The sequence below is a fragment of the Burkholderia sp. AU27893 genome (genome assembly GCF_002223205.1).
GTDB lineage: Bacteria > Pseudomonadota > Gammaproteobacteria > Burkholderiales > Burkholderiaceae > Burkholderia.
The window spans coordinates 20,745-40,973 of record NZ_NKFD01000001.1; the positions used below are offsets into that span (position 1 = coordinate 20,745).

Sequence of the window (20,229 nt, forward strand, 5' to 3'; positions counted from 1 at the left end):
GTTGTTGCGCTGGCTTTGCAGCACAACCAATCCGGGAAGAAGCAGTAATTTTGAGTTGTGTGTATCACACACGAGAATCCAACTTGTCGCTTTGGATCGCAGCTCGTGCAAGGCACGGCGCCGATCTACAAGGCAGACTTGTTATAGGATCAAGCCTTACGGGCAATTAGTATCAGTTAGCTGAACGCATTACTGCGCTTACACACCTGACCTATCAACGTCCTGGTCTCGAACGACCCTTCAAGGGGATCTAGTCCCCAGGGATATCTCATCTTAAGGCGAGTTTCCCGCTTAGATGCTTTCAGCGGTTATCTCTTCCGAACATAGCTACCCGGCGATGCCACTGGCGTGACAACCGGTACACCAGAGGTTCGTCCACTCCGGTCCTCTCGTACTAGGAGCAGCCCCCTTCAAATATCCAACGCCCACGGCAGATAGGGACCAAACTGTCTCACGACGTTTTAAACCCAGCTCACGTACCTCTTTAAATGGCGAACAGCCATACCCTTGGGACCGGCTACAGCCCCAGGATGAGATGAGCCGACATCGAGGTGCCAAACACCGCCGTCGATATGAACTCTTGGGCGGTATCAGCCTGTTATCCCCAGAGTACCTTTTATCCGTTGAGCGATGGCCCTTCCATACAGAACCACCGGATCACTATGACCTGCTTTCGCACCTGCTCGACTTGTCGGTCTCGCAGTTAAGCACGCTTATGCCATTGCACTATCAGCACGATTTCCGACCGTACCTAGCGTACCTTCGTACTCCTCCGTTACGCTTTGGGAGGAGACCGCCCCAGTCAAACTGCCTACCATGCACTGTCCCCGACCCGGATCACGGGCCAAGGTTAGAACCTCAAACAAACCAGGGTGGTATTTCAAGGACGGCTCCACCGAAACTAGCGTTCCGGTTTCATAGCCTCCCACCTATCCTACACAGATCGGTTCAAAGTCCAATGCAAAGCTACAGTAAAGGTTCATGGGGTCTTTCCGTCTAGCCGCGGGTAGATTGCATCATCACAAACACTTCAACTTCGCTGAGTCTCGGGAGGAGACAGTGTGGCCATCGTTACGCCATTCGTGCAGGTCGGAACTTACCCGACAAGGAATTTCGCTACCTTAGGACCGTTATAGTTACGGCCGCCGTTTACCGGGACTTCAATCAAGAGCTTGCACCCCATCATTTAATCTTCCGGCACCGGGCAGGCGTCACACCCTATACGTCCACTTTCGTGTTTGCAGAGTGCTGTGTTTTTATTAAACAGTCGCAGCCACCAGTTTATTGCAACCCCTTCACCCTCCTGGCGCAGGCCAGTCAAGCTACAAGGGCGTACCTTATCCCGAAGTTACGGTACCAATTTGCCGAGTTCCTTCTCCCGAGTTCTCTCAAGCGCCTTAGAATACTCATCTCGCCCACCTGTGTCGGTTTGCGGTACGGTCATCGTTAGACTGAAGCTTAGAGGCTTTTCTTGGAACCACTTCCAATTGCTTCGCTCCCTAAGGAGCTCGCGCCACACCCTTGAATTACGCGCCCGGATTTGCCTAAGCGCCTTCTCCAATGCAGCGACCGGGACTTCCAACACCCGGACAACCTTCCGCGATCCGTCCCCCCATCGCATCTAACAATGGTGCAGGAATATTGACCTGCTTCCCATCAGCTACGCATTTCTGCCTCGCCTTAGGGGCCGACTCACCCTACGCCGATGAACGTTGCGTAGGAAACCTTGGGCTTACGGCGAGGGGGCCTTTCACCCCCTTTATCGCTACTCATGTCAGCATTCGCACTTCCGATACCTCCAGCACGCTTTTCAACGCACCTTCGCAGGCTTACGGAACGCTCTCCTACCATGCGTGCAAAGCACGCATCCGCAGCTTCGGTATATAGCTTAGCCCCGTTACATCTTCCGCGCAGGACGACTCGATCAGTGAGCTATTACGCTTTCTTTAAAGGGTGGCTGCTTCTAAGCCAACCTCCTGACTGTTTTAGCCTTCCCACTTCGTTTCCCACTTAGCTATATTTGGGGACCTTAGCTGGCGGTCTGGGTTGTTTCCCTCTTGACACCGGACGTTAGCACCCGATGTCTGTCTCCCGTGATTGCACTCTTCGGTATTCGGAGTTTGCTATGGCGGGGTAATCTGCAATAGACCCCCCAACCATGACAGTGCTCTACCCCCGAAGGTGAGACACGAGGCACTACCTAAATAGTTTTCGGAGAGAACCAGCTATTTCCAAGTTTGTTTAGCCTTTCACCCCTATCCACAGCTCATCCCCTAACTTTTCAACGTTAGTGGGTTCGGACCTCCAGTACGTGTTACCGCACCTTCATCCTGGCCATGGATAGATCACTTGGTTTCGGGTCTACGCCCAGCAACTGAACGCCCTATTCGGACTCGCTTTCGCTACGCCTGCCCTATACGGTTAAGCTTGCTACTGAACGTAAGTCGCTGACCCATTATACAAAAGGTACGCCGTCACCCCTTACGAGGCTCCGACTGTTTGTATGCATGCGGTTTCAGGATCTATTTCACTCCCCTCCCGGGGTTCTTTTCGCCTTTCCCTCACGGTACTGGTTCACTATCGGTCGATCACGAGTATTTAGCCTTGGAGGATGGTCCCCCCATCTTCAGACAGGATTTCACGTGTCCCGCCCTACTTGTCGCACACCTAGTTCTTTCATACTGTTTTCGCCTACAGGGCTATCACCTGCTATGGCCGCACTTTCCAGAGCGTTCGGCTAACAATACAAATAAAGAGTGCAAGGCTCATCCCATTTCGCTCGCCACTACTTTGGGAATCTCGGTTGATTTCTTTTCCTGCGGTTACTTAGATGTTTCAGTTCACCGCGTTCGCTTCGCATGGCCTATGTATTCAGCCATGGATACTCCAAAAGGAGTGGGTTTCCCCATTCGGACATCTACGGATCAAAGCTCGTTTGCCAGCTCCCCGTAGCTTTTCGCAGGCTACCGCGTCCTTCATCGCCTGTGATCGCCAAGGCATCCACCACATGCACTTGTTCGCTTGACCCTATAACGAGTCTGTCTCGTTACAGGTTGAGTTCTCGCGTTGTGCCGTATTCCAAATTGAGTCAAACATAGAGTTCGAATCATCTTGAGATACATCGATACAATCACAACCCGGATAGTTTCCACGTCCATCTCAAGACGCTTCCGCTATCCAAATTACTTGCTTCTTCCAGATTGTTAAAGAACGACAGCCGATATGGTTTTACTCATATCACTCTGACTGGCTCAATCGCCAATGAGAAAAACTCGAACCAAACTTCATTCGAATGTTTGTCATTGATGATTATCGAAAGCGGCCGGCATTATAACCGGTTAAACCGCTAACAGACAGTCTTTCTGTCTTTATCAACAGCCGATAAGCGTGAGCGCTCAACTTGTGCGAGAAGCTCTGGAAAGGAGGTGATCCAGCCGCACCTTCCGATACGGCTACCTTGTTACGACTTCACCCCAGTCATGAATCCTACCGTGGTGACCGTCCTCCTTGCGGTTAGACTAGCCACTTCTGGTAAAACCCACTCCCATGGTGTGACGGGCGGTGTGTACAAGACCCGGGAACGTATTCACCGCGGCATGCTGATCCGCGATTACTAGCGATTCCAGCTTCATGCACTCGAGTTGCAGAGTGCAATCCGGACTACGATCGGTTTTCTGGGATTAGCTCCCCCTCGCGGGTTGGCAACCCTCTGTTCCGACCATTGTATGACGTGTGAAGCCCTACCCATAAGGGCCATGAGGACTTGACGTCATCCCCACCTTCCTCCGGTTTGTCACCGGCAGTCTCCTTAGAGTGCTCTTGCGTAGCAACTAAGGACAAGGGTTGCGCTCGTTGCGGGACTTAACCCAACATCTCACGACACGAGCTGACGACAGCCATGCAGCACCTGTGCGCCGGTTCTCTTTCGAGCACTCCCGCCTCTCAGCAGGATTCCGACCATGTCAAGGGTAGGTAAGGTTTTTCGCGTTGCATCGAATTAATCCACATCATCCACCGCTTGTGCGGGTCCCCGTCAATTCCTTTGAGTTTTAATCTTGCGACCGTACTCCCCAGGCGGTCAACTTCACGCGTTAGCTACGTTACTAAGGAAATGAATCCCCAACAACTAGTTGACATCGTTTAGGGCGTGGACTACCAGGGTATCTAATCCTGTTTGCTCCCCACGCTTTCGTGCATGAGCGTCAGTATTGGCCCAGGGGGCTGCCTTCGCCATCGGTATTCCTCCACATCTCTACGCATTTCACTGCTACACGTGGAATTCTACCCCCCTCTGCCATACTCTAGCCTGCCAGTCACCAATGCAGTTCCCAGGTTGAGCCCGGGGATTTCACATCGGTCTTAGCAAACCGCCTGCGCACGCTTTACGCCCAGTAATTCCGATTAACGCTCGCACCCTACGTATTACCGCGGCTGCTGGCACGTAGTTAGCCGGTGCTTATTCTTCCGGTACCGTCATCCCCCGACTGTATTAGAGCCAAGGATTTCTTTCCGGACAAAAGTGCTTTACAACCCGAAGGCCTTCTTCACACACGCGGCATTGCTGGATCAGGCTTTCGCCCATTGTCCAAAATTCCCCACTGCTGCCTCCCGTAGGAGTCTGGGCCGTGTCTCAGTCCCAGTGTGGCTGGTCGTCCTCTCAGACCAGCTACTGATCGTCGCCTTGGTAGGCCTTTACCCCACCAACTAGCTAATCAGCCATCGGCCAACCCTATAGCGCGAGGCCCGAAGGTCCCCCGCTTTCATCCGTAGATCGTATGCGGTATTAATCCGGCTTTCGCCGGGCTATCCCCCACTACAGGACATGTTCCGATGTATTACTCACCCGTTCGCCACTCGCCACCAGGTGCAAGCACCCGTGCTGCCGTTCGACTTGCATGTGTAAGGCATGCCGCCAGCGTTCAATCTGAGCCAGGATCAAACTCTTCAGTTTAAACCTGTTACTGTTTTCGGTTCAGTTAAGAACCGGTCGCTCACTCAAAGCTGACAGGTAAATGAATTACTTCATAAACCTGACTTACTTTAGTGTGAGACTCTTGATACTTTCGCTATTTGATCCGAGGATCAGCTCGCTTCCATCAAGCGCCCACACTTATCGGCTGTTAATTTTTAAAGAGCATTCTGCGAGGAACTTCGTGTTTCCCGGCAGCGCTGCGTTTTCAGCAGCAGAGAAGCGAGATTATCAACCGTTTTTTTAAATCCGTCAACAACTTTTTTAACTACTTCGTTGCGACGACTACGGTTTAATTTCGTCAGCACTGGAATCGATAAAACCGACTTCAACAGCACCGCTTCCCTCCTTTCCCCGCGCTGCGTTTCCGTTAGCGCGAAAGAGGCGTGATTCTAAGCACCTGCCTCAGTCTCCGCAACCCCTTTTGTGAAATTATTTTGACATGTGGTAGCGGGGGTCGCTGAACCTGTTCTCCAGTCATATATATGCGACACGGCGGGAACAGCCCCGGTTGCCCGTGAACCGCCCCGCCGCATCGAGCGCAATCCTCCGCCGCTCACCGCCCCACCATCGCCCTCACCACACCGTCCCGTCGAATCAGCCCGTGATACAGTGCCGCGGCAAAGTGCGCGAGGAATGTCGCGAAGAACAGATACGCCAGCACCCGGTGCGCGACCCGGAGCCACGCGAACGTCACCGGATCAGCCGACACCAGCGCCGGCAGCTGCACACCGCCACCCAGCGTCACCGGATACCCGCCCGCCGACAGCATCGCCCACCCGATCAGCGGCATCGCGAGCATCAGCGCATACAGCACGAGATGCGACCCGTGCGCGGCAACCTTCTGCCACCACGGCAGATCCTCGGGCAGCGCCGGCGGCTTCGACAGAACCCGCACCACGATCCGCACGCACACGAGCACCAGCACGGCAATGCCCAGCGGCTTGTGAATCGCCACCAGAAGCGCATGCCGCTCGGAAACGGACGCCACCATCCCCCCCCCGATGAACAGCATTGCGATGATCATCGCGGCCATCACCCAGTGCAGCACCCGCGCCGGCAAGCCAAACGTCGTCGAAGCTTTCATCACCGTCCCTCCCCACTCAATCGCGCCACGCCCGCTACCCCGGCCTCTTCACTCGTCCTGCGCAGATACGAATCCGCATAAGCTGCCGACCGCGCCGCCAGCAACGGATCCCCCGATACCTGAATCCCCTGCGGCAGCACCGTCGGGTCGTAATTCACGTCGCGACACGGCCCGCTGTCCTGCGCCTCCACGTGGTCGAGCACGAGCGTGCCCGCATCGATCGTCGTGCGCTGCGCGGGCCAGACCTTCGTCGCGTCGTCCACCGGGTCGCCAGGCTCCGCCAGCGTGACCAGCAGCTTCCACTTCTGCGGACCGGCCGCGATCCGCTGCGTCACGTCCTGCTGCAACACGTTCGGGTCCGCGGCCGTCGCGACGTCACCGGCGCCGGCCGTCTGCTCCGGCACGACACGCCACCGCACCGCGTGGCGCTTGCCCGCCGCGTCGACGAAGTAGAACGCGTTCAATCCGTAATAGCTTTCGGTGACGTAGCTCGCGCTCGGCTTCGCACCTTTTATCCATTCGCGGAACGCGGCCGTCTCCGGATGTGCGCCGAAAAACGCCTTCACCTTCGCCGGATCGGGCTTGCCCGTCTTCGGATCGGCTCGCGTCGCCACCAATTGCGCGTAGAACGCCTGCGGCGTCGCGACCGGAAACACGGGCATCGCGTTCATCCCGGTTCGCCATTGCTCACCATCAGGCGCGGTGAGCTTCAGCGCGAGGCTGCGGATCGGCACGCTGCTGTCGGGTGCATACGGATTCCCGCCCGGCAACGCGAACCGGCCGACCACCGGCGTGCGCACCGCCTGGAAGAACGGCGCGACCGAATACGCGCTCGCCGCGCCGTTGCCTTCGAAGTAACCGGTCACGCACACGCCCTTCGCGTGATTGCGCCGGAAGCCCGGGTGAATGCCGCCGCCGGCCGTCTGCAACGCGTCGACGATCCGGTGCGGGGTCAGACGCGCCGGCGCGAGCCAGCCGCCGACATACCCGAACGCCACGGCCACGCCGGCCACCGCGCCGCCGATCGCGGCCCAGCGCCACCACCCGCGCCCGGGCTCGCGCTGCGGCGAAGAAGAGGAAGAAGATCGCTCCATATATAGGCTCCCGACCGTCAGGTCATTGTCGAACCCGCGTAGGACGCCACCCGCGCCGCTTTATTCCACGAAAAGTTTTTTCGTATGCTGGTGGAATAAGCGGCGCCGACCGGCGTCCTACGTGGCATCTCGACCCTTTCGGCAACCGGCCCGGCCATGCCCTCCACCGCCCTCGACGACGAAGCACTGCGCGAACTCATCCCCAGGCTGCGACGCTTCGCGCTCTGGCTCGCGCGCGACGTCCACGCGGCCGACGACCTCGTGCAGTCGACGCTCGAGCGCGCGCTGTCGCGCTGGACGAGCCGCCGCGACGACGCGTCGCTGCGCAGCTGGCTCTTCACGATCCTGTACCGGCAGTTTCTCGACGGCAAACGCAGCGCGAAGCGCTATGCCTGGCTGCTTGGGCGCATTCGCGACGACGACGAAGCGCACTGGCCGTCCGCCGAACGCGAATTCGCGGCGCGCGCGACGCTCGAAGCGTTCGGCCGGCTCTCCGACGAGCAGCGCAGCCTGCTGCTGCTCGTCGCGGTCGAGGGCTTCACCTATCAGGAAGTCGCCGACCTGCTCGACATTCCGATCGGCACCGTGATGTCGCGGCTCTCCCGCGCGCGCCAGGCGCTGCGTCAGCTCAGCGACGGCGAGCTTCCCGCTCCTTCTCTCCGGTTGATGAAGAAATGAACACGCCTCCGAACGAACATGACCTTCAGGCCTATGTCGACGGCCAGCTCGACGACGATGCGCGTGCCGCGGTCGAGCGCTATCTCGCGCTGCATCCGGCGCGCGCGGAACAGGTCAGGCAATGGCAGCAGGATGCGCAGCGGTTGCGGGCCGCGCTCGAGAGCGTGCGGATGCCGGCGGATAACCCCGCGCTGGATCCGGCCGCGATTCGGGGCCGGAGGGCCGATCGCACACGCATGCGGTTCGCGATGGCGGCTTCGTTCGTGTTCTGCATCGGGCTCGGGACGTTCGGCGGATGGCAGGCGCGCGGGTGGAACGCGCCTCCGCCCATCGCGCCGATGAGCGATGCCGTCAAGGCTTATCAGATGATGGTGGTCGATCGGACGGCCAAGGTCGATTACCGGCCGACCGGTGCGGGCGATTTGCAGGGATGGCTCACCAAAGGCGTGGGCGCATCGGCGAAGCTGCCGGATTTGAGCGCGGCGGGGTTCCGGCCGGTCGGTGGGCGGTTGTTCACGACGGACAGCGGGGCGACTGCCGCGATGGTGCTCTATGAGGACGAGGCCGGCCGGACGCTGAGCTTCTATCTCCGGCCGGCGGAATCGAAACATCGGCTGCTGCCGGCCGGGCAACGCGTGGATGGTGCGTTGCTTGCGCGGTATGGATCGGTGAACGGGCTCAACTATGCGGTGGTCGGGCCGACGGGGAGTCTTGGCGAAAAGGCAGTCGTGCAGGCGCTCGACCAGCAGACTTGAAGTGGCAGGATGCGCGCCCGGCTGGCGGTTAGTGGCAGCCGCCAGCGCCTTTAATGGGGCGGCCCGGCGGGCTTGAACGGGCGCCCGCTCACCACTCGCCCGCACATCGTTTCGACTGACTTTCCCCGGCTGTTATGCACATCGCGCCGCGCCAGCGCCCTCACCTTTGGAATCACAGGGTTTCGAGTCGCAGTGGAACGGGATATCCACATCGATCACGGGTAAGCGATCTGGCTTCCAAGGCGGGCTACGATCCTGTCCGTCCAGGTAGCGTCGCCACGGAGACCTGGCTGCCGGCAAGCATCTTGTTCGTCCGGCGCACGAACACCCAGTGCCAAACCCAGAGGAAAACCGCGACACCGCCAGCGATCGAGCCAATGGCATTGGGTATCAATGAAAGAACCTGGGCGAGACACCACCCGATGCCGCTGGTCCGGCCGAACGAGCGCAACCCCGACAGAGCCGGATTGATACGAGACTCCGCTTCCAGGGACTTCGCCACGTTGGAAATAATGAAGAAGTCCTCGATGAAGTTGTAGGGCAAGAGGAACATCAGCCAGACGCTGTTGGGTTCGGCCGCGCGCGATCCTCGGTTGACCAATTTCAGGGTCGTCCTGAGGTCGCTCGCGTAGGCATAGACCAGCGCCAGGAAAACCGCGATGACGACGATGCTGCCGATTGTCCCAAGCACCGCTATTTCGCCGAGAACGCCTCCTTCTTCGGACGGATGGACAAGGGGATAGGCCAGCCCAACGGCAATGGGGATGCTCAGAATGGCTTTGAGAAGGGTCCGTGCAGTTGCGCTCATGTGTGTCGCGGAGGGAATCGGTGCGTTGTCACCGGCAGCATAGCGAACGGTCATCCTCGCTGGGCGACTTTGTCCTGGCATATGCCGCCTTCTCTCGCGACGCTCGCCGAGTCGGTGCCTGAAGCGAACCGCGAATCGTGGAGTCGAGTGGTATGAAAGTGCGATATCCACGACCCGTGAGATAACGCGAACATCCTCGCCGAATTCGCGCACCCTCACCCGTTGAATGCACAGGATTTCGAGTGCGTTGGCTGCTCGATATCCACAAGGCATTCCATCACGACGGATCGCGCGAGCACGCTCCACATCGCCTGCGCTATTCCGGAAAATCCCTGTCAGACAAGGCGTTCGGGCTGATTCGCATGGTTGAATGCATGGCGCTCACCTGTTCGACGCACAGCGATTCGACTGGTTGGGTATGCGAGTTGTCCACATACGCGCTGTGGACAAGCGCACGAAACCCGATGCACGTTCCTCATACACCCCATTCTCAGCGCTTGCTTCTCTCCGTTCAGTCGCGTGCTCGAACATTCTGATCGGCTTGTCGAGGTCAACATTCGCCGAGATCCACACCCAACTGGTGATCCGGGCAAACGCTCACCTTGTGTCAGCACAGCGTTTTGCATCGTTTTGTGCCGCAGTTGTCCACACGTGAAGGCTGACGACCTTCACCACCTCCGAAGTCACTTGGTCAGATAAACCCCGAGAATCTCGCCGGTTTCCGGAGAAACGACGTACTGGATCGAAATTCCGAGCGGACTCGCGTTACCGAGCCCGCGCGAGCACATGTCGCGCGCTGGCATCACTTATCCCGTCTCGAGCAGCGCCCTAAATTCACGAAGGCAAGCGCCGCAGGTCGTTGTCAATAAACCGATCGCCGCCTCCATCGATTCGTCGTCGCTGAAGCGATAAACATCACCATCCTCGTACGTGCCGCCCAAATCGGCGATCGTCCCTCTCTCCGAATCGAGCATGAAACCCGGATATTCGATCTCGTCACGAACAAGCGTCAAAGGCACGACACCATCATCGTCCTTCCAGCTCTGACGATCATTGACGAGATGGCGCACGGCTTGCGTAACAAGCTCGCCGCCGCCGCATCCGTGAGACGTGCAATGCACTAACGGCATCGAGCCTCCGTTGTCCTGACACCTGATCTCGCGAATGCATCGCGTATCGATAGCGAAGAAAAGCCATGTTGAAGCACGCCCGCCCCTCTTTGTGTTGCTGGCCGACCTTCGCTCGACTCGACTCACGACCAGAACGTCGCACGCAATCGTCGATTCGGCAGGCAAGCTGATGACCCAGTGCGCTTCCGGCCGCTTCTGCAGCGGCAGCCGAATTGCTGGCCTTGTTCAGCTCTGCCGCCTGCGCATCCTTCAATGCGGCCCGCGAGAAAGACACTCCGCTCGTTCCCGCCACTCGTCGACCGTATAAAGCAGGTTGCGTGATCGACTACCTCGCCAGATAGATCGCAAGGATCTCTCCGTTCTCTGGCGAGATGACGTAGTTGATCGACTTCCCGAGCCGGTTTGCGTTACCAAGGCCCTTCATTCCCGGGATGAACTTTGCGGTAAACGATACGCCAATGACGTCTTTTCCATCGACACCTTCGCCGTTGGATGCCTTTCGTTCGTAGACGGACACTTCGAAATTATTGATGTCCTGCTCGCTCTTTTCGAAGTCGGCATAGGCCGAGCGCAGCCCGATGACTGTTGCGGTATTGAGGGTGACGCTATCGTTGTCCGCATCACCAAAAATTGTTTTACTCATGGCAAGTACAGGAATCGTCAATAGAAGAAGCGGGGCAATGTGCTTCATAGTGAATAGACCGTTTTCGTGGCGGCATGGTAGCCCTTGTGGCCATCGCTTGGCGTGCCGAGATAACCTCGATAGTCGGGGTCGTCACCCAGCCCCATTGCGGCCACATCCTTGTCCTGTTTCGAAAATTCATTGCTGTTGTAGGAGTCCCTGCTCCTTGTCGTTCTATTCCCACGCCGATCCGTGTGATCGCCGTGCGTGTGCCAGTAACCGACCTCTTGTGCGCAATTCGGAGGTTGGGGCGCGCGCGGATCCCACGGATTAACGACATCTCCTTCCCCCCTGATCGCCTTCGTATAGTCGAACCGACCATCCGGCGTCCGGTAGATGAGTCCACCGTATTCCAGGTTGTCACGAATCGACTTGTCGTTGTATCGGAGCAAGGCGGCCTTTGCCGCACCATCCGGCGTCGCAAACCGGCCGGACCTGAACTTCTTGCAGGTCGTACCCAACGGATCAATCCAGCCCGTGGGATTGGGGCCGTACCGATACGTATTCAGTCCGCCCTGCAAGCCGACAGGATCCTTCGAAATGAAACGTCCGCTCTCCGGAGCGTAGTAACGATGTCGGTTGTAGGCAAGCCCGGTCTCGTCATCCAGTTGCTGCCCCTGGAATCGGATCGGATTGCGCACCGTCAAGCCCGTGGCACGCGATACGCGCTCGATGACTTCTCGGGCGCCACCCCAAGCCTTGTAGCTGGCCTCCCACACCACGTCCCCAAGCTCGTCGGTCAACAACTGCGGCGTGCCGATCTGATCGCAGTGGTAGTAGTACACCCCTGCCTTCGACTTCGGTTCCGGAATTCGCCGCAGTGGATCATCCTCAGGCGTATGACGCATCGCGGCATCGTGGCTCGGCGTTTCCACACCTTCGACCGCCGCGCCGACATACTGGGCGAGCGGCACGAACGAATCAGCCTCGTACACGTAATGCGTACTGCTCGTGGCGCCGCTTTCGTATGCGAGCGCGTTGCCTTCCCAGCCATACGTCGTCACAACACCATCGACTTCCTTCGCGATTCGCCGCCCGAACGCATCGTAGAAATAACGTGCCTCGCTGCGGCGTGCCTCGGTTTCAGTCAGGGCCCGTGCCAGTCGATTGAATCCGTCCCACTCGAAGCGCTGCAGGCTGCCCGCCGCTCGGGTTTCGACGAGGTTGCCCTGCGGGTCATACTCGAGTTGCTTGCCCGCATACGCACGAAGCAGGTTGCCGAGCACCTTCGATACCTGCGGTGGCAACGTGCTTTCAGGCCGAACCGGGTTCGCCGGCGTGCGCGCCTGAGGATGATCAGGACTCCGTGCGTCGATCACATTGCTCGCCGGATCGAACGCGAACCGCTCCGTGCCTCCGGGCCCGATCGACTCGATCAATCGTCCGATCGGATCGTATCGGTAGTCGCTCAATCCGCGCCGACTGTCTTCGACATGCGTCAGCTGACCCGCGAGATCGTAGCGGTAATGTCTGCCGCTCAGCGGCGCCGGCGCATGTTCGCGCCGGAGTGTCTGGCTGCGGATCAGGCCCGCCGGATCGTAATCCGTACTCTGGATCAGTTTGCTCGGCAGCACACGCCGGACCTCACGGTGCAGATCGTCCCGCTCGAACTGCATCCGTTCGTCGCCATCGAGCAGCATCCCATGGACATGCCCGGAACCGTAGGTCAACCAGTCGATCGCATGGCCATCCGGTCGGATCGTCCGCTTGCGGTTGCCCAGCTCGTCATACGTGTGATGCCACACGTAGCTGCGCTTGACACCGAACAAGTCGTACGCGTGATGTTCGCGAACCAGATTGCCGACCGGATCGAAGAAATGCTGCACCCGGCTGAATGCATTTTGCGCGTCGGCCAGACGACCGAGCGCATCGTAAGCGAAGCGCTCGTCGGCATCGCCGCTTGTGCGGCGTGTCAGCCGGCCTGCACCATCGTATTCGACCCGTGTGACCTTTCCCGCAACGTCGATGGTCGACAGGCGATTCGTTTCGTCATCAAAGCCGTAACGCGTCACTATCCCGTCAAAATCGACCGTTTCGAGCAGCCGGCCGACAGGGTCATAGGTGAATCGATAGCTGGCCTGATTCGCATCGATCAGACTGACCAGCCGGCCAAGGCGATCGTGGCCGTAGTTCAGCGTGTGGCCGAGCGCGTCGCTGCGTGCGTGCAACCGACCCGCCGCATCGTAGCCGTAGCGCGTCGTGCGGTTCATTGGATCGGTGTAGTTCAGCAGGCGCCCTTCCGCGTCGTATTGAAAGCGTTCGACGCCCGCTGGCGTACGCACCTCATTCAGCCAGCCGTTTGCGCCATAGCCGAACCCTGTCGCGATACCCATCGCATCCGTGGCTTCGACCAACCGACCTTGCGCATCGTATTTCCACTGCGTCGTCTTGCCCGAACAATCGGTATGCGCAGTTAGTCGTCCAGCCTCATCGTATGCCATGACCGTCGTGCCACCCTTCGCATCGGTCACTTCACTCGGCAGCCCCTGCGCGTTGTAGCTGTATTTCGTCTCGTGGCCGAGCGGGTCCGTCTCCAGCACGACGTTCCCCGCTTCGTCATAGCCGCGTTTCCATGCATGCCCCTGCGGATCGACAATGCGGATCATCTGATCCTTCTCGTCATATTCCATCTCGATCACGCTGCCGTCGACACGCTGGTGGCGCACCATGTTGCCGCGGGCGTCGTACGTCATCTTCTCGTTGCCGCCATCCGGATACGTATGCTGCACGAGATTGTGGTGCACATCGCGATACATCCACTCCTCGCTGCCTTCCGCATAGACGATTCTGAACGGATAGCCGTAACGGTCGTAGTAGTGTCGCGTGACGTTGCCGAGCGCATCGGTCACGCTCACCATCCGGAAGTCGGGGTGCCAAGCGAAGCGCGTCTCGTCGCTGCCACCATCCGCATATTCGCGAACACATTTTGCCTTCGGTCCGGTTCCGCTCCATTCAAGGTTGGTGCCACGACCGGTGCGGTCCGTATAGCGCGTGATCAGGTGGTGACGGTACGCATATTCACGACGGTTGCCGTTGCGATCCGTCGCCGCGACGAGATCGTTGTCCTCGCTGTATTCGTAACGCGCAAGCGTGCCGACCCGTGCTCCTTCGCTATCGTGATGCAACACCTCGGCGATGCGATGCTTGTCGTCGTATGCGAACGCAACAATCGCTTGTGGCGCGATGATCCGAGAAAGGCGTTGCTGCGCGTCGTAGTCGAGTGTCAGCTGATTGCCGGAGCGATCCTTGATGAATGCGAGACGAAACGCGTCGCCGCGCTTCTCGTATGCTTCAAGCAATTCGTGGCCTCGCGTGACAGTGACCCACGACTCGTCCAGCCGCAACAAGGTCAATCCTTCGCCGCGATCATCGTGCGCGTCGCCCGGGGAAAGCAGCGGATAGTCGATGCTGCGACCGGTCGCATCGTGATATACGAGCTTCGATGCATGCATGTCGATGCGCGTCGTCAATGATGTGATCCATCGGGCGCCGAGCTCGCCATGCACGTCATTTGCGTCGAAGAAAGATCGATAGGTGCGGCTCCATATGATCGGCATCACACCGGGAAGGACAAAATCCTGATGGGTCACCCTTTCGTCGCCCAGCGCAAACCCGACTGAACGTCTCGTCGCCGCCGCGGGCGTCGACGCCGGACATCCGAGCTTGCAGTCGTTCGGGCCGGGATGCTGCGCCTCTTCCGTATGCCGGACCGATTCCTTCTGGCCTTCACCCTCCTGGCGGTGCACTTTCGTGCTGCCTTGCTCCTTGATTCCGGTCTGGTGTTTGCGCTGACGATGCAAAAAGTCGCGCTTCTTGTCGATGGCGACCTGGATAAGATTGATCAGCCAACCGATCTTGCCCGCGTCTACACCGCCGAGCGCAAGGATTTTTTCCTTGATCACCGGCACCAAGGTGCGCAACGTCTTCGCCATGTTCAGCAGCGGCTCGCGATACTTTAGATCGAGTGCCTTCGCCACCTGCGTCCCTGTATTGATGAGCTCCTTCGCCTCGATCTTCACGAAGTCGACGATCAGATGACCGAGCCCCGCAAACGTCTTGCGTGCATCATGCGCCGCGAAGCCAGACGCAACCTGGCCCGCATGCTGCCCAACCGCCCGCACATTGTGCGCGACGCTCAATTGCTTCTCGCCCGCCACCTCCTCGAACAGGCGCGCGAAGCCGATCATGAATTTCTCGATGTAATCGGCGCAAGTCTTGAGCAGGTTGTCCAGCTCTTTCTTCACGCCATCGACGAAACTCTGAATACGGCCGGCGAACTGCTCGCTCAGACTGTCGATGAGTGCCTGCAGCAGTGCGGTCTGCATGACCTGCAATGTCGCTTCACCGACTGCCTTGCCGCTTTCGACGACCTTTTGCCGCACGAGCTTCATCACCGGACGTACACCCATCCGGAATTCGGCAGTCCCGGGTGGAATCGGGATGATCCCGATCAAGTCGAGACCGAGGTTCAGATAGTCGAACACATCGGGATGCTTGCCGCTCTGTCCATGCTCGATCATGTCCTTGATATCGAGCACGAGATCGACGGCTGCCATGATGTTCGCCACCACCGGCAGCGCGTTGGCAACCATCTCGATCCGCTCGATGGTGATGAAGTCGTGGCTGATGGCACGCAACCACCGGTCACAAGCCTTGACGCCGGCCTTTACATCGATGGTCTCGATCTGCAGCAACGGCGCGACGTAGACCTCAGTCGGCTTGGGAAGAATGACGCCCGAAGAAGCGGTCATGGTTGTTCTTTATTCGAAAGTGATGGATCGCGCCTTGCGCGAGCGGATACTCAGAGAACCTTCAGCGCAGGCACGGCACTTCGCGCGGCTTGGGCGAGCGCACCGACCTGGTGGGCTGCGGCGCCGAGTTGGCTGGCCTGCGAAAGGGCCGCACCGGCACCAGACGGTAATGCGCTGGCAAGGGCACCTTTGGCGAGGCTCACCGCCTGACCAACACCTCCCTGGACAACCTGCCCCGCCATGCCGGCCAGTTGGGTCGCCCCCGACACCGCGCCCATCGCGCCTGACGGCAACGCGTTAGCAAGCGCCACCTGCGCGAGCCCCGTCACTTGTCCGCTCAACGCCTTCCCGATGCCGCCCTGGGCGGCCTGCCCCGCGACGGCTGCAACCTTCGTCGCACCCGGCAGCGCCCCAGGTGGCAACAGGCCGCTGAGTTGAGACATCGCCGTCGCAGCCGCATTCCCTTCCTGCATCGGCTTAGCTGGCCATTGCGCCGTCTTGAATACGCTCGACGGATCGTACTGATTGCGCGGATCTTCGCCGAACTGGACCTGCGCTGCGCCGGCCGGCAAGCCGCTCACGATCGTGTGTCCCTTTGCATCCAGCGCACCTTCTCTCAACACGCCACCGCTGGCGTCCAGCACCTTGAATTTGCCGCCCTTGAAACCCTCGCCATTCGCGTACTGGTGCAGCAATTCCAGTTGTCCCGGCTGATCCGGTCGCGGGCTCGGCAACAGATACCCCATGCTCGCCGGCCCCGCGAACGTATGCGACGCCCCCTTCACGTCGATCGTCCCGGGCGCATGGACCTCGACATTGCCATCCTTGATCCGGATGTATGCCCCGCCGCTCGTCAGCAGGATCCCCTGATCGGCCGCGATCTCGATCCGGTCCGTCGCCGACACCACCTTCACCGCCTTCTGCGCGGTCACCTCGATGTTGTCCGACTGCGCCTGGATCTCCACCTTGCCCTTGCCCGCGAACAGCTTCATCCCCGCGTTCTGTACGAACAGGCTCAGCTTCTGCCCGATGCTCCCGATCAGCGACTTGCCTGCGGCCACATGCACGCTCTGCCCGCTCGCCACGTTCACGTGATCGTTCGCGACCACATGCACCGACTGCTGCGTCGACATCCCGATCCCCGACGGGCTGCCGAACAGCATCACCGGCTCCTTGAATGCGTTCGCGTTACCTGTGCCGCCGCCGGCCGTACGCCCGCCCGACGCGCTACCCGATGCGCTGTCCTGCGTCGCATCCGTGAACGCGCGCATCGTGTCCTGCGCGTCCTTCAGGCTTTCCGCCTGATGCTGCTCGCTCACGCCCGACATCGCCTCGACGAGGCTCTCGCCCGTCACGAGTTGCTGCTGCGCTTCCTTCACGTCGAGCGGCTGGCTGTTCGCCGCCTTCGGATGCGTCGTCACGTACAGGCCCTGGCTCGCCCGCACCGCGCCGTACGCATCCGAGCGCAGGTCGAAGCCGCTGCCGAGGTACGACCCGCGCGAATTGCCGTTCTGGTCGATGATGTAGCCCAGATGCAGCAGGCTGTTCGCACTGCTGCTCATCAGCTGCACGCGGTTCTGCCCGGTCGCGTCGTCCATCACGAGCTGGTTATAGCCGCCGCCCGAATACTCCTTCGACCGATACCCGGACAGGATCCCGTCGGTATGCCATTGCGGCTGGTTCGCACCGTTGTACACGCGCCCGACCGCGAGCGGACGGTCGCAGTCGCCGCCCACATAATCGATCAGCACTTCCTCGCCGATGCGCGGCACATGCACGCCGCCGTAGCCGCCGCCCGTATCCGACTGCACGACGCGCACCCAGCACGACGCGTTCTCGGTACCCGGATTCAGGCGGTCCCACACGAACTGCACGCGGATCCGGTTCAACTCGTCGGTATAGACCTCCTCGCCCTGCGGCCCGACGACGATCGCCGTCTCGAGATGCATCTCCGGCTTGTGATGTTCGAACGGGCTGCGATACGGCACGCTCACGCGCTGCGCTTCGACTTCGACGAGATAGAAGCCGGCCGATCCGTCGTTATGCGAAACCTGAAGCCCTGGCGTGTTTTCGTATCGCACTCGCGTCCGGTCAATCGAACGTTTCAAGCTATGCGGGAAATCCGAATCGCTAGCGGGTACGGGCAAGTTGTTCTCGATCCACCACGCCACCTCGATCGCGGCGAACTCCCGCTGGTCGGCCACGTCGCGATCATGCACCGGATGATCGGCCAGCGTGAAGCGCCGGCCGGCATCGATCGCGCGAACCCCGCCAGAACCATGGAAGCGCTTCGCCCGCGACTCCCACTCCTCCATCTTGACCTTCGTCAGATGGTCGCCGCGCGTCTGATCGAGATACGTGTAAGCGCCCGTGTACTCGTAGACTTCGAGTTGATCCGGCAACTCGCCCTGGCCGCCCATCGTCGGCAGCGACGTGCCTTTCGGGTTCGACGGCTGCGAAGGATTCTTGTAGTCGAACGTGCGCGTCGTGAGCGTCACGCTCTGCAGTGTCCGGGTCCCTGACCATTGCGTGAACGCGTCGGCTTCGCCTGCCGTGCCGCCGCGGTAGAAGCGCACGGTTTCCGGCGACAGCGGCACGAACGCCTGCAAGTTGTCGGTGATGACGAGCGTATGCGACTTGCCGTCGTCAGCTTGCTGCCATGCGCAGTAGAGCCCTTCGCTCTCCATCAATCGGTGCACGAGGTCCCAGTCCGTTTCGCTCTGCCGCGTGTACGAACGGTTCGCCAAAGGCTGCGACAACGCAAAGCGGAAACGCGCGCGTGCTTCCGGGTGCATTCCAAGCACGTCGGAAATGATTTCCTCGACATTCTTGTCGATCCAGATCTTCTCGTCGCGGCGGAACCGGAGCACATGCATCCAGGCACGCAGCTCAAGCTGATAGGTCGTCAGGCCGCCGTTCGCGCCCAGCCGACGCGCGGTATAGAGATAGCCGCTGACAGGCCGGTACGCATTGTTCTCGAGCTGAATCCAGAGCGTCGCAGGCTGAGCGATCAGCTTCTTGAGTTCAAGACTGTCATTGTTCGATACGACATCGAGTGTGAATGAGTAGTCCCTGCCTATCCGCGATCGGCCGACCGCGCGCCGTACGGCAAGTGCGTTGGCGCCCAGGGGGGTGTCCAACTTGAGCAAACGATCCTGCTGAAGCAAGCCACCGCGAATCGCGGCGCCAATGTCCGGCATATCCATGATGCAGCCCTTTTTTTATTTCAGCACCCTCGGATGGTGTCTGTGACTTAGTCGGGCGAGATTTTACCGCTTAATCAATGCGTCAATGTTAATCGTCGGATCAGAAACAGAAACAGAAACAGCTGTGCGATCCGTCATGTGGATCACCCCAGCCGTCGTCGCTTCGTTCAGTTCAGGCTGGTGTGTCGTCGTCACCCAGGCCGCTGCGTTTCAACGTTTCGCGCAGGCAGTACCGGCACACGGGTTCGCCGGCATTCCACAACACCCGGAACGCTTCCTCGTCAGCGATTCTGAGCGCCGAATCCTCGACCCCGGCTCCCGGCCCAAGCACCTGATGCAGAAACGCTTCGCTGAACCAGTACTTCTGCTCATACCTCGTTGTGCCATCGATCACCTGCACGACACGACAATCGCGAATCCCGCCGGTCGACAGGATCGCTGCTTTGATATCAGGCGATGTCAGTACCGGCGAGATCAACCCGTGACGCTCGCATTGCACGAAACCCTCCGGCCATGTCGCATCGGCCGCGACGACGGATGTGTCGAATGCCTGCTGCAGCGACCTGGGCTCACGTGGTGTTTCACCAGACCGCACGAGCAACTCGTCAACACACGTCGAGCAGCCATAGGCCCGCAAACGCTCGAGCGCTGCAATTTTCGGGAACGCGGTGACATGAGCAACGTTCCCGACGAACGGCGCTTCGACCTCGAGTTCGTCGAACTCGGCACGCAGCACCCACATTTCACGGCTGTACTTCGGCCGGTCGAGCGAGACCTTGACCAGTTCCCCGGGCGCAAACTGGCCGCGCACCCGGACGCGTGCATGGGCACGTTCCGATGTCATTCTGACAACGTTGAACCCGTGGCGATGGCAAACAATCGGTCCCATCACTGGCTCCCCTTGCGAGCATCATCGTTGGTATCGCCCTGCTTTTTACCAGGGTTCATCTCGTCGCGGAAAACATCGATAGCCGGGTCAACGAAGAATCACTCATCTGTCGCGAGCCTGTGCGCCAGGCCTTCGGATCCTGAATGCCGGCGATTCTACAGATACAGCGGCTCGCGCATC

The 20,229-nt window shown here is 59.6% G+C and carries 11 protein-coding genes and 2 rRNA genes; 2 read left to right on the top strand and 11 right to left on the bottom strand.

The window, feature by feature from the left end; genetic code table 11:
- Positions 1-145: 145 nt before the first annotated feature.
- From CFB47_RS00085 to CFB47_RS00105, 5 genes are all read right to left on the bottom strand, one after another.
- Positions 146-3,027: ribosomal RNA gene (locus tag CFB47_RS00085) — 23S ribosomal RNA — on the bottom strand.
- A gap of 391 nt (positions 3,028-3,418) precedes the next feature.
- A 16S ribosomal RNA gene (locus CFB47_RS00095) occupies positions 3,419-4,951 on the bottom strand.
- The 16S and 23S rRNA genes sit together here, the layout of an rRNA operon.
- A gap of 176 nt (positions 4,952-5,127) precedes the next feature.
- A complete protein-coding gene (locus CFB47_RS40105; protein WP_076841315.1) occupies positions 5,128-5,307 on the bottom strand; it encodes a hypothetical protein in 180 nt (59 codons plus the stop codon).
- 218 nt (positions 5,308-5,525) lie between these two features.
- Positions 5,526-6,056, bottom strand: coding sequence for a cytochrome b (locus CFB47_RS00100; protein WP_179258910.1), 531 nt, complete (start codon positions 6,054-6,056; stop codon positions 5,526-5,528).
- Positions 6,056-7,150 carry a catalase family peroxidase gene (locus CFB47_RS00105; protein ID WP_089460211.1) on the bottom strand — a complete coding sequence of 365 codons (1,095 nt, stop codon included), beginning with the start codon at positions 7,148-7,150 and terminating at the stop codon, positions 6,056-6,058. The genes CFB47_RS00100 and CFB47_RS00105 overlap by 1 nt, the downstream gene beginning before the upstream one ends.
- Before the next feature lie 156 nt (positions 7,151-7,306).
- Between CFB47_RS00105 and CFB47_RS00110 the strand changes: the two genes are divergently transcribed.
- Positions 7,307-7,828 (top strand): sigma-70 family RNA polymerase sigma factor, encoded by a 522-nt coding sequence (locus tag CFB47_RS00110; RefSeq protein WP_089460212.1) that lies wholly within the window; start codon positions 7,307-7,309, stop codon positions 7,826-7,828.
- Entirely contained in the window at positions 7,825-8,583 is a 759-nt protein-coding gene (locus CFB47_RS00115; RefSeq protein ID WP_089460213.1) for an anti-sigma factor, read from the top strand. The genes CFB47_RS00110 and CFB47_RS00115 overlap by 4 nt, the downstream gene beginning before the upstream one ends.
- A 247-nt stretch (positions 8,584-8,830) precedes the next feature.
- Here the strand turns inward: CFB47_RS00115 and CFB47_RS00120 are convergent, their stop codons facing one another.
- The 6 genes from CFB47_RS00120 to CFB47_RS00145 all read right to left on the bottom strand — a co-directional run bounded on the left by CFB47_RS00120 (position 8,831) and on the right by CFB47_RS00145 (position 20,049).
- Positions 8,831-9,391: a hypothetical protein gene (locus CFB47_RS00120; RefSeq protein WP_089460214.1), complete on the bottom strand. Its 561-nt coding sequence runs from the start codon at positions 9,389-9,391 to the stop codon at positions 8,831-8,833.
- An 806-nt stretch (positions 9,392-10,197) separates the two neighbouring features.
- Positions 10,198-10,521 (bottom strand): hypothetical protein, encoded by a 324-nt coding sequence (locus tag CFB47_RS00125; protein WP_089460215.1) that lies wholly within the window; start codon positions 10,519-10,521, stop codon positions 10,198-10,200.
- A 325-nt stretch (positions 10,522-10,846) separates the two neighbouring features.
- Positions 10,847-11,212, bottom strand: coding sequence for a hypothetical protein (locus tag CFB47_RS00130; protein WP_306426900.1), 366 nt, complete (start codon positions 11,210-11,212; stop codon positions 10,847-10,849).
- Entirely contained in the window at positions 11,209-15,954 is a 4,746-nt protein-coding gene (locus tag CFB47_RS00135; protein ID WP_089460216.1) for an RHS repeat-associated core domain-containing protein, read from the bottom strand. The genes CFB47_RS00130 and CFB47_RS00135 overlap by 4 nt, the downstream gene beginning before the upstream one ends.
- A gap of 50 nt (positions 15,955-16,004) precedes the next feature.
- A complete protein-coding gene (tssI, locus tag CFB47_RS00140; RefSeq protein ID WP_089460217.1) occupies positions 16,005-19,160 on the bottom strand; it encodes a type VI secretion system Vgr family protein in 3,156 nt (1,051 codons plus the stop codon).
- A 172-nt stretch (positions 19,161-19,332) separates the two neighbouring features.
- Positions 19,333-20,049, bottom strand: coding sequence for a hypothetical protein (locus tag CFB47_RS00145; RefSeq protein WP_143330786.1), 717 nt, complete (start codon positions 20,047-20,049; stop codon positions 19,333-19,335).
- Between the last annotated feature and the right edge of the window lie 180 nt (positions 20,050-20,229).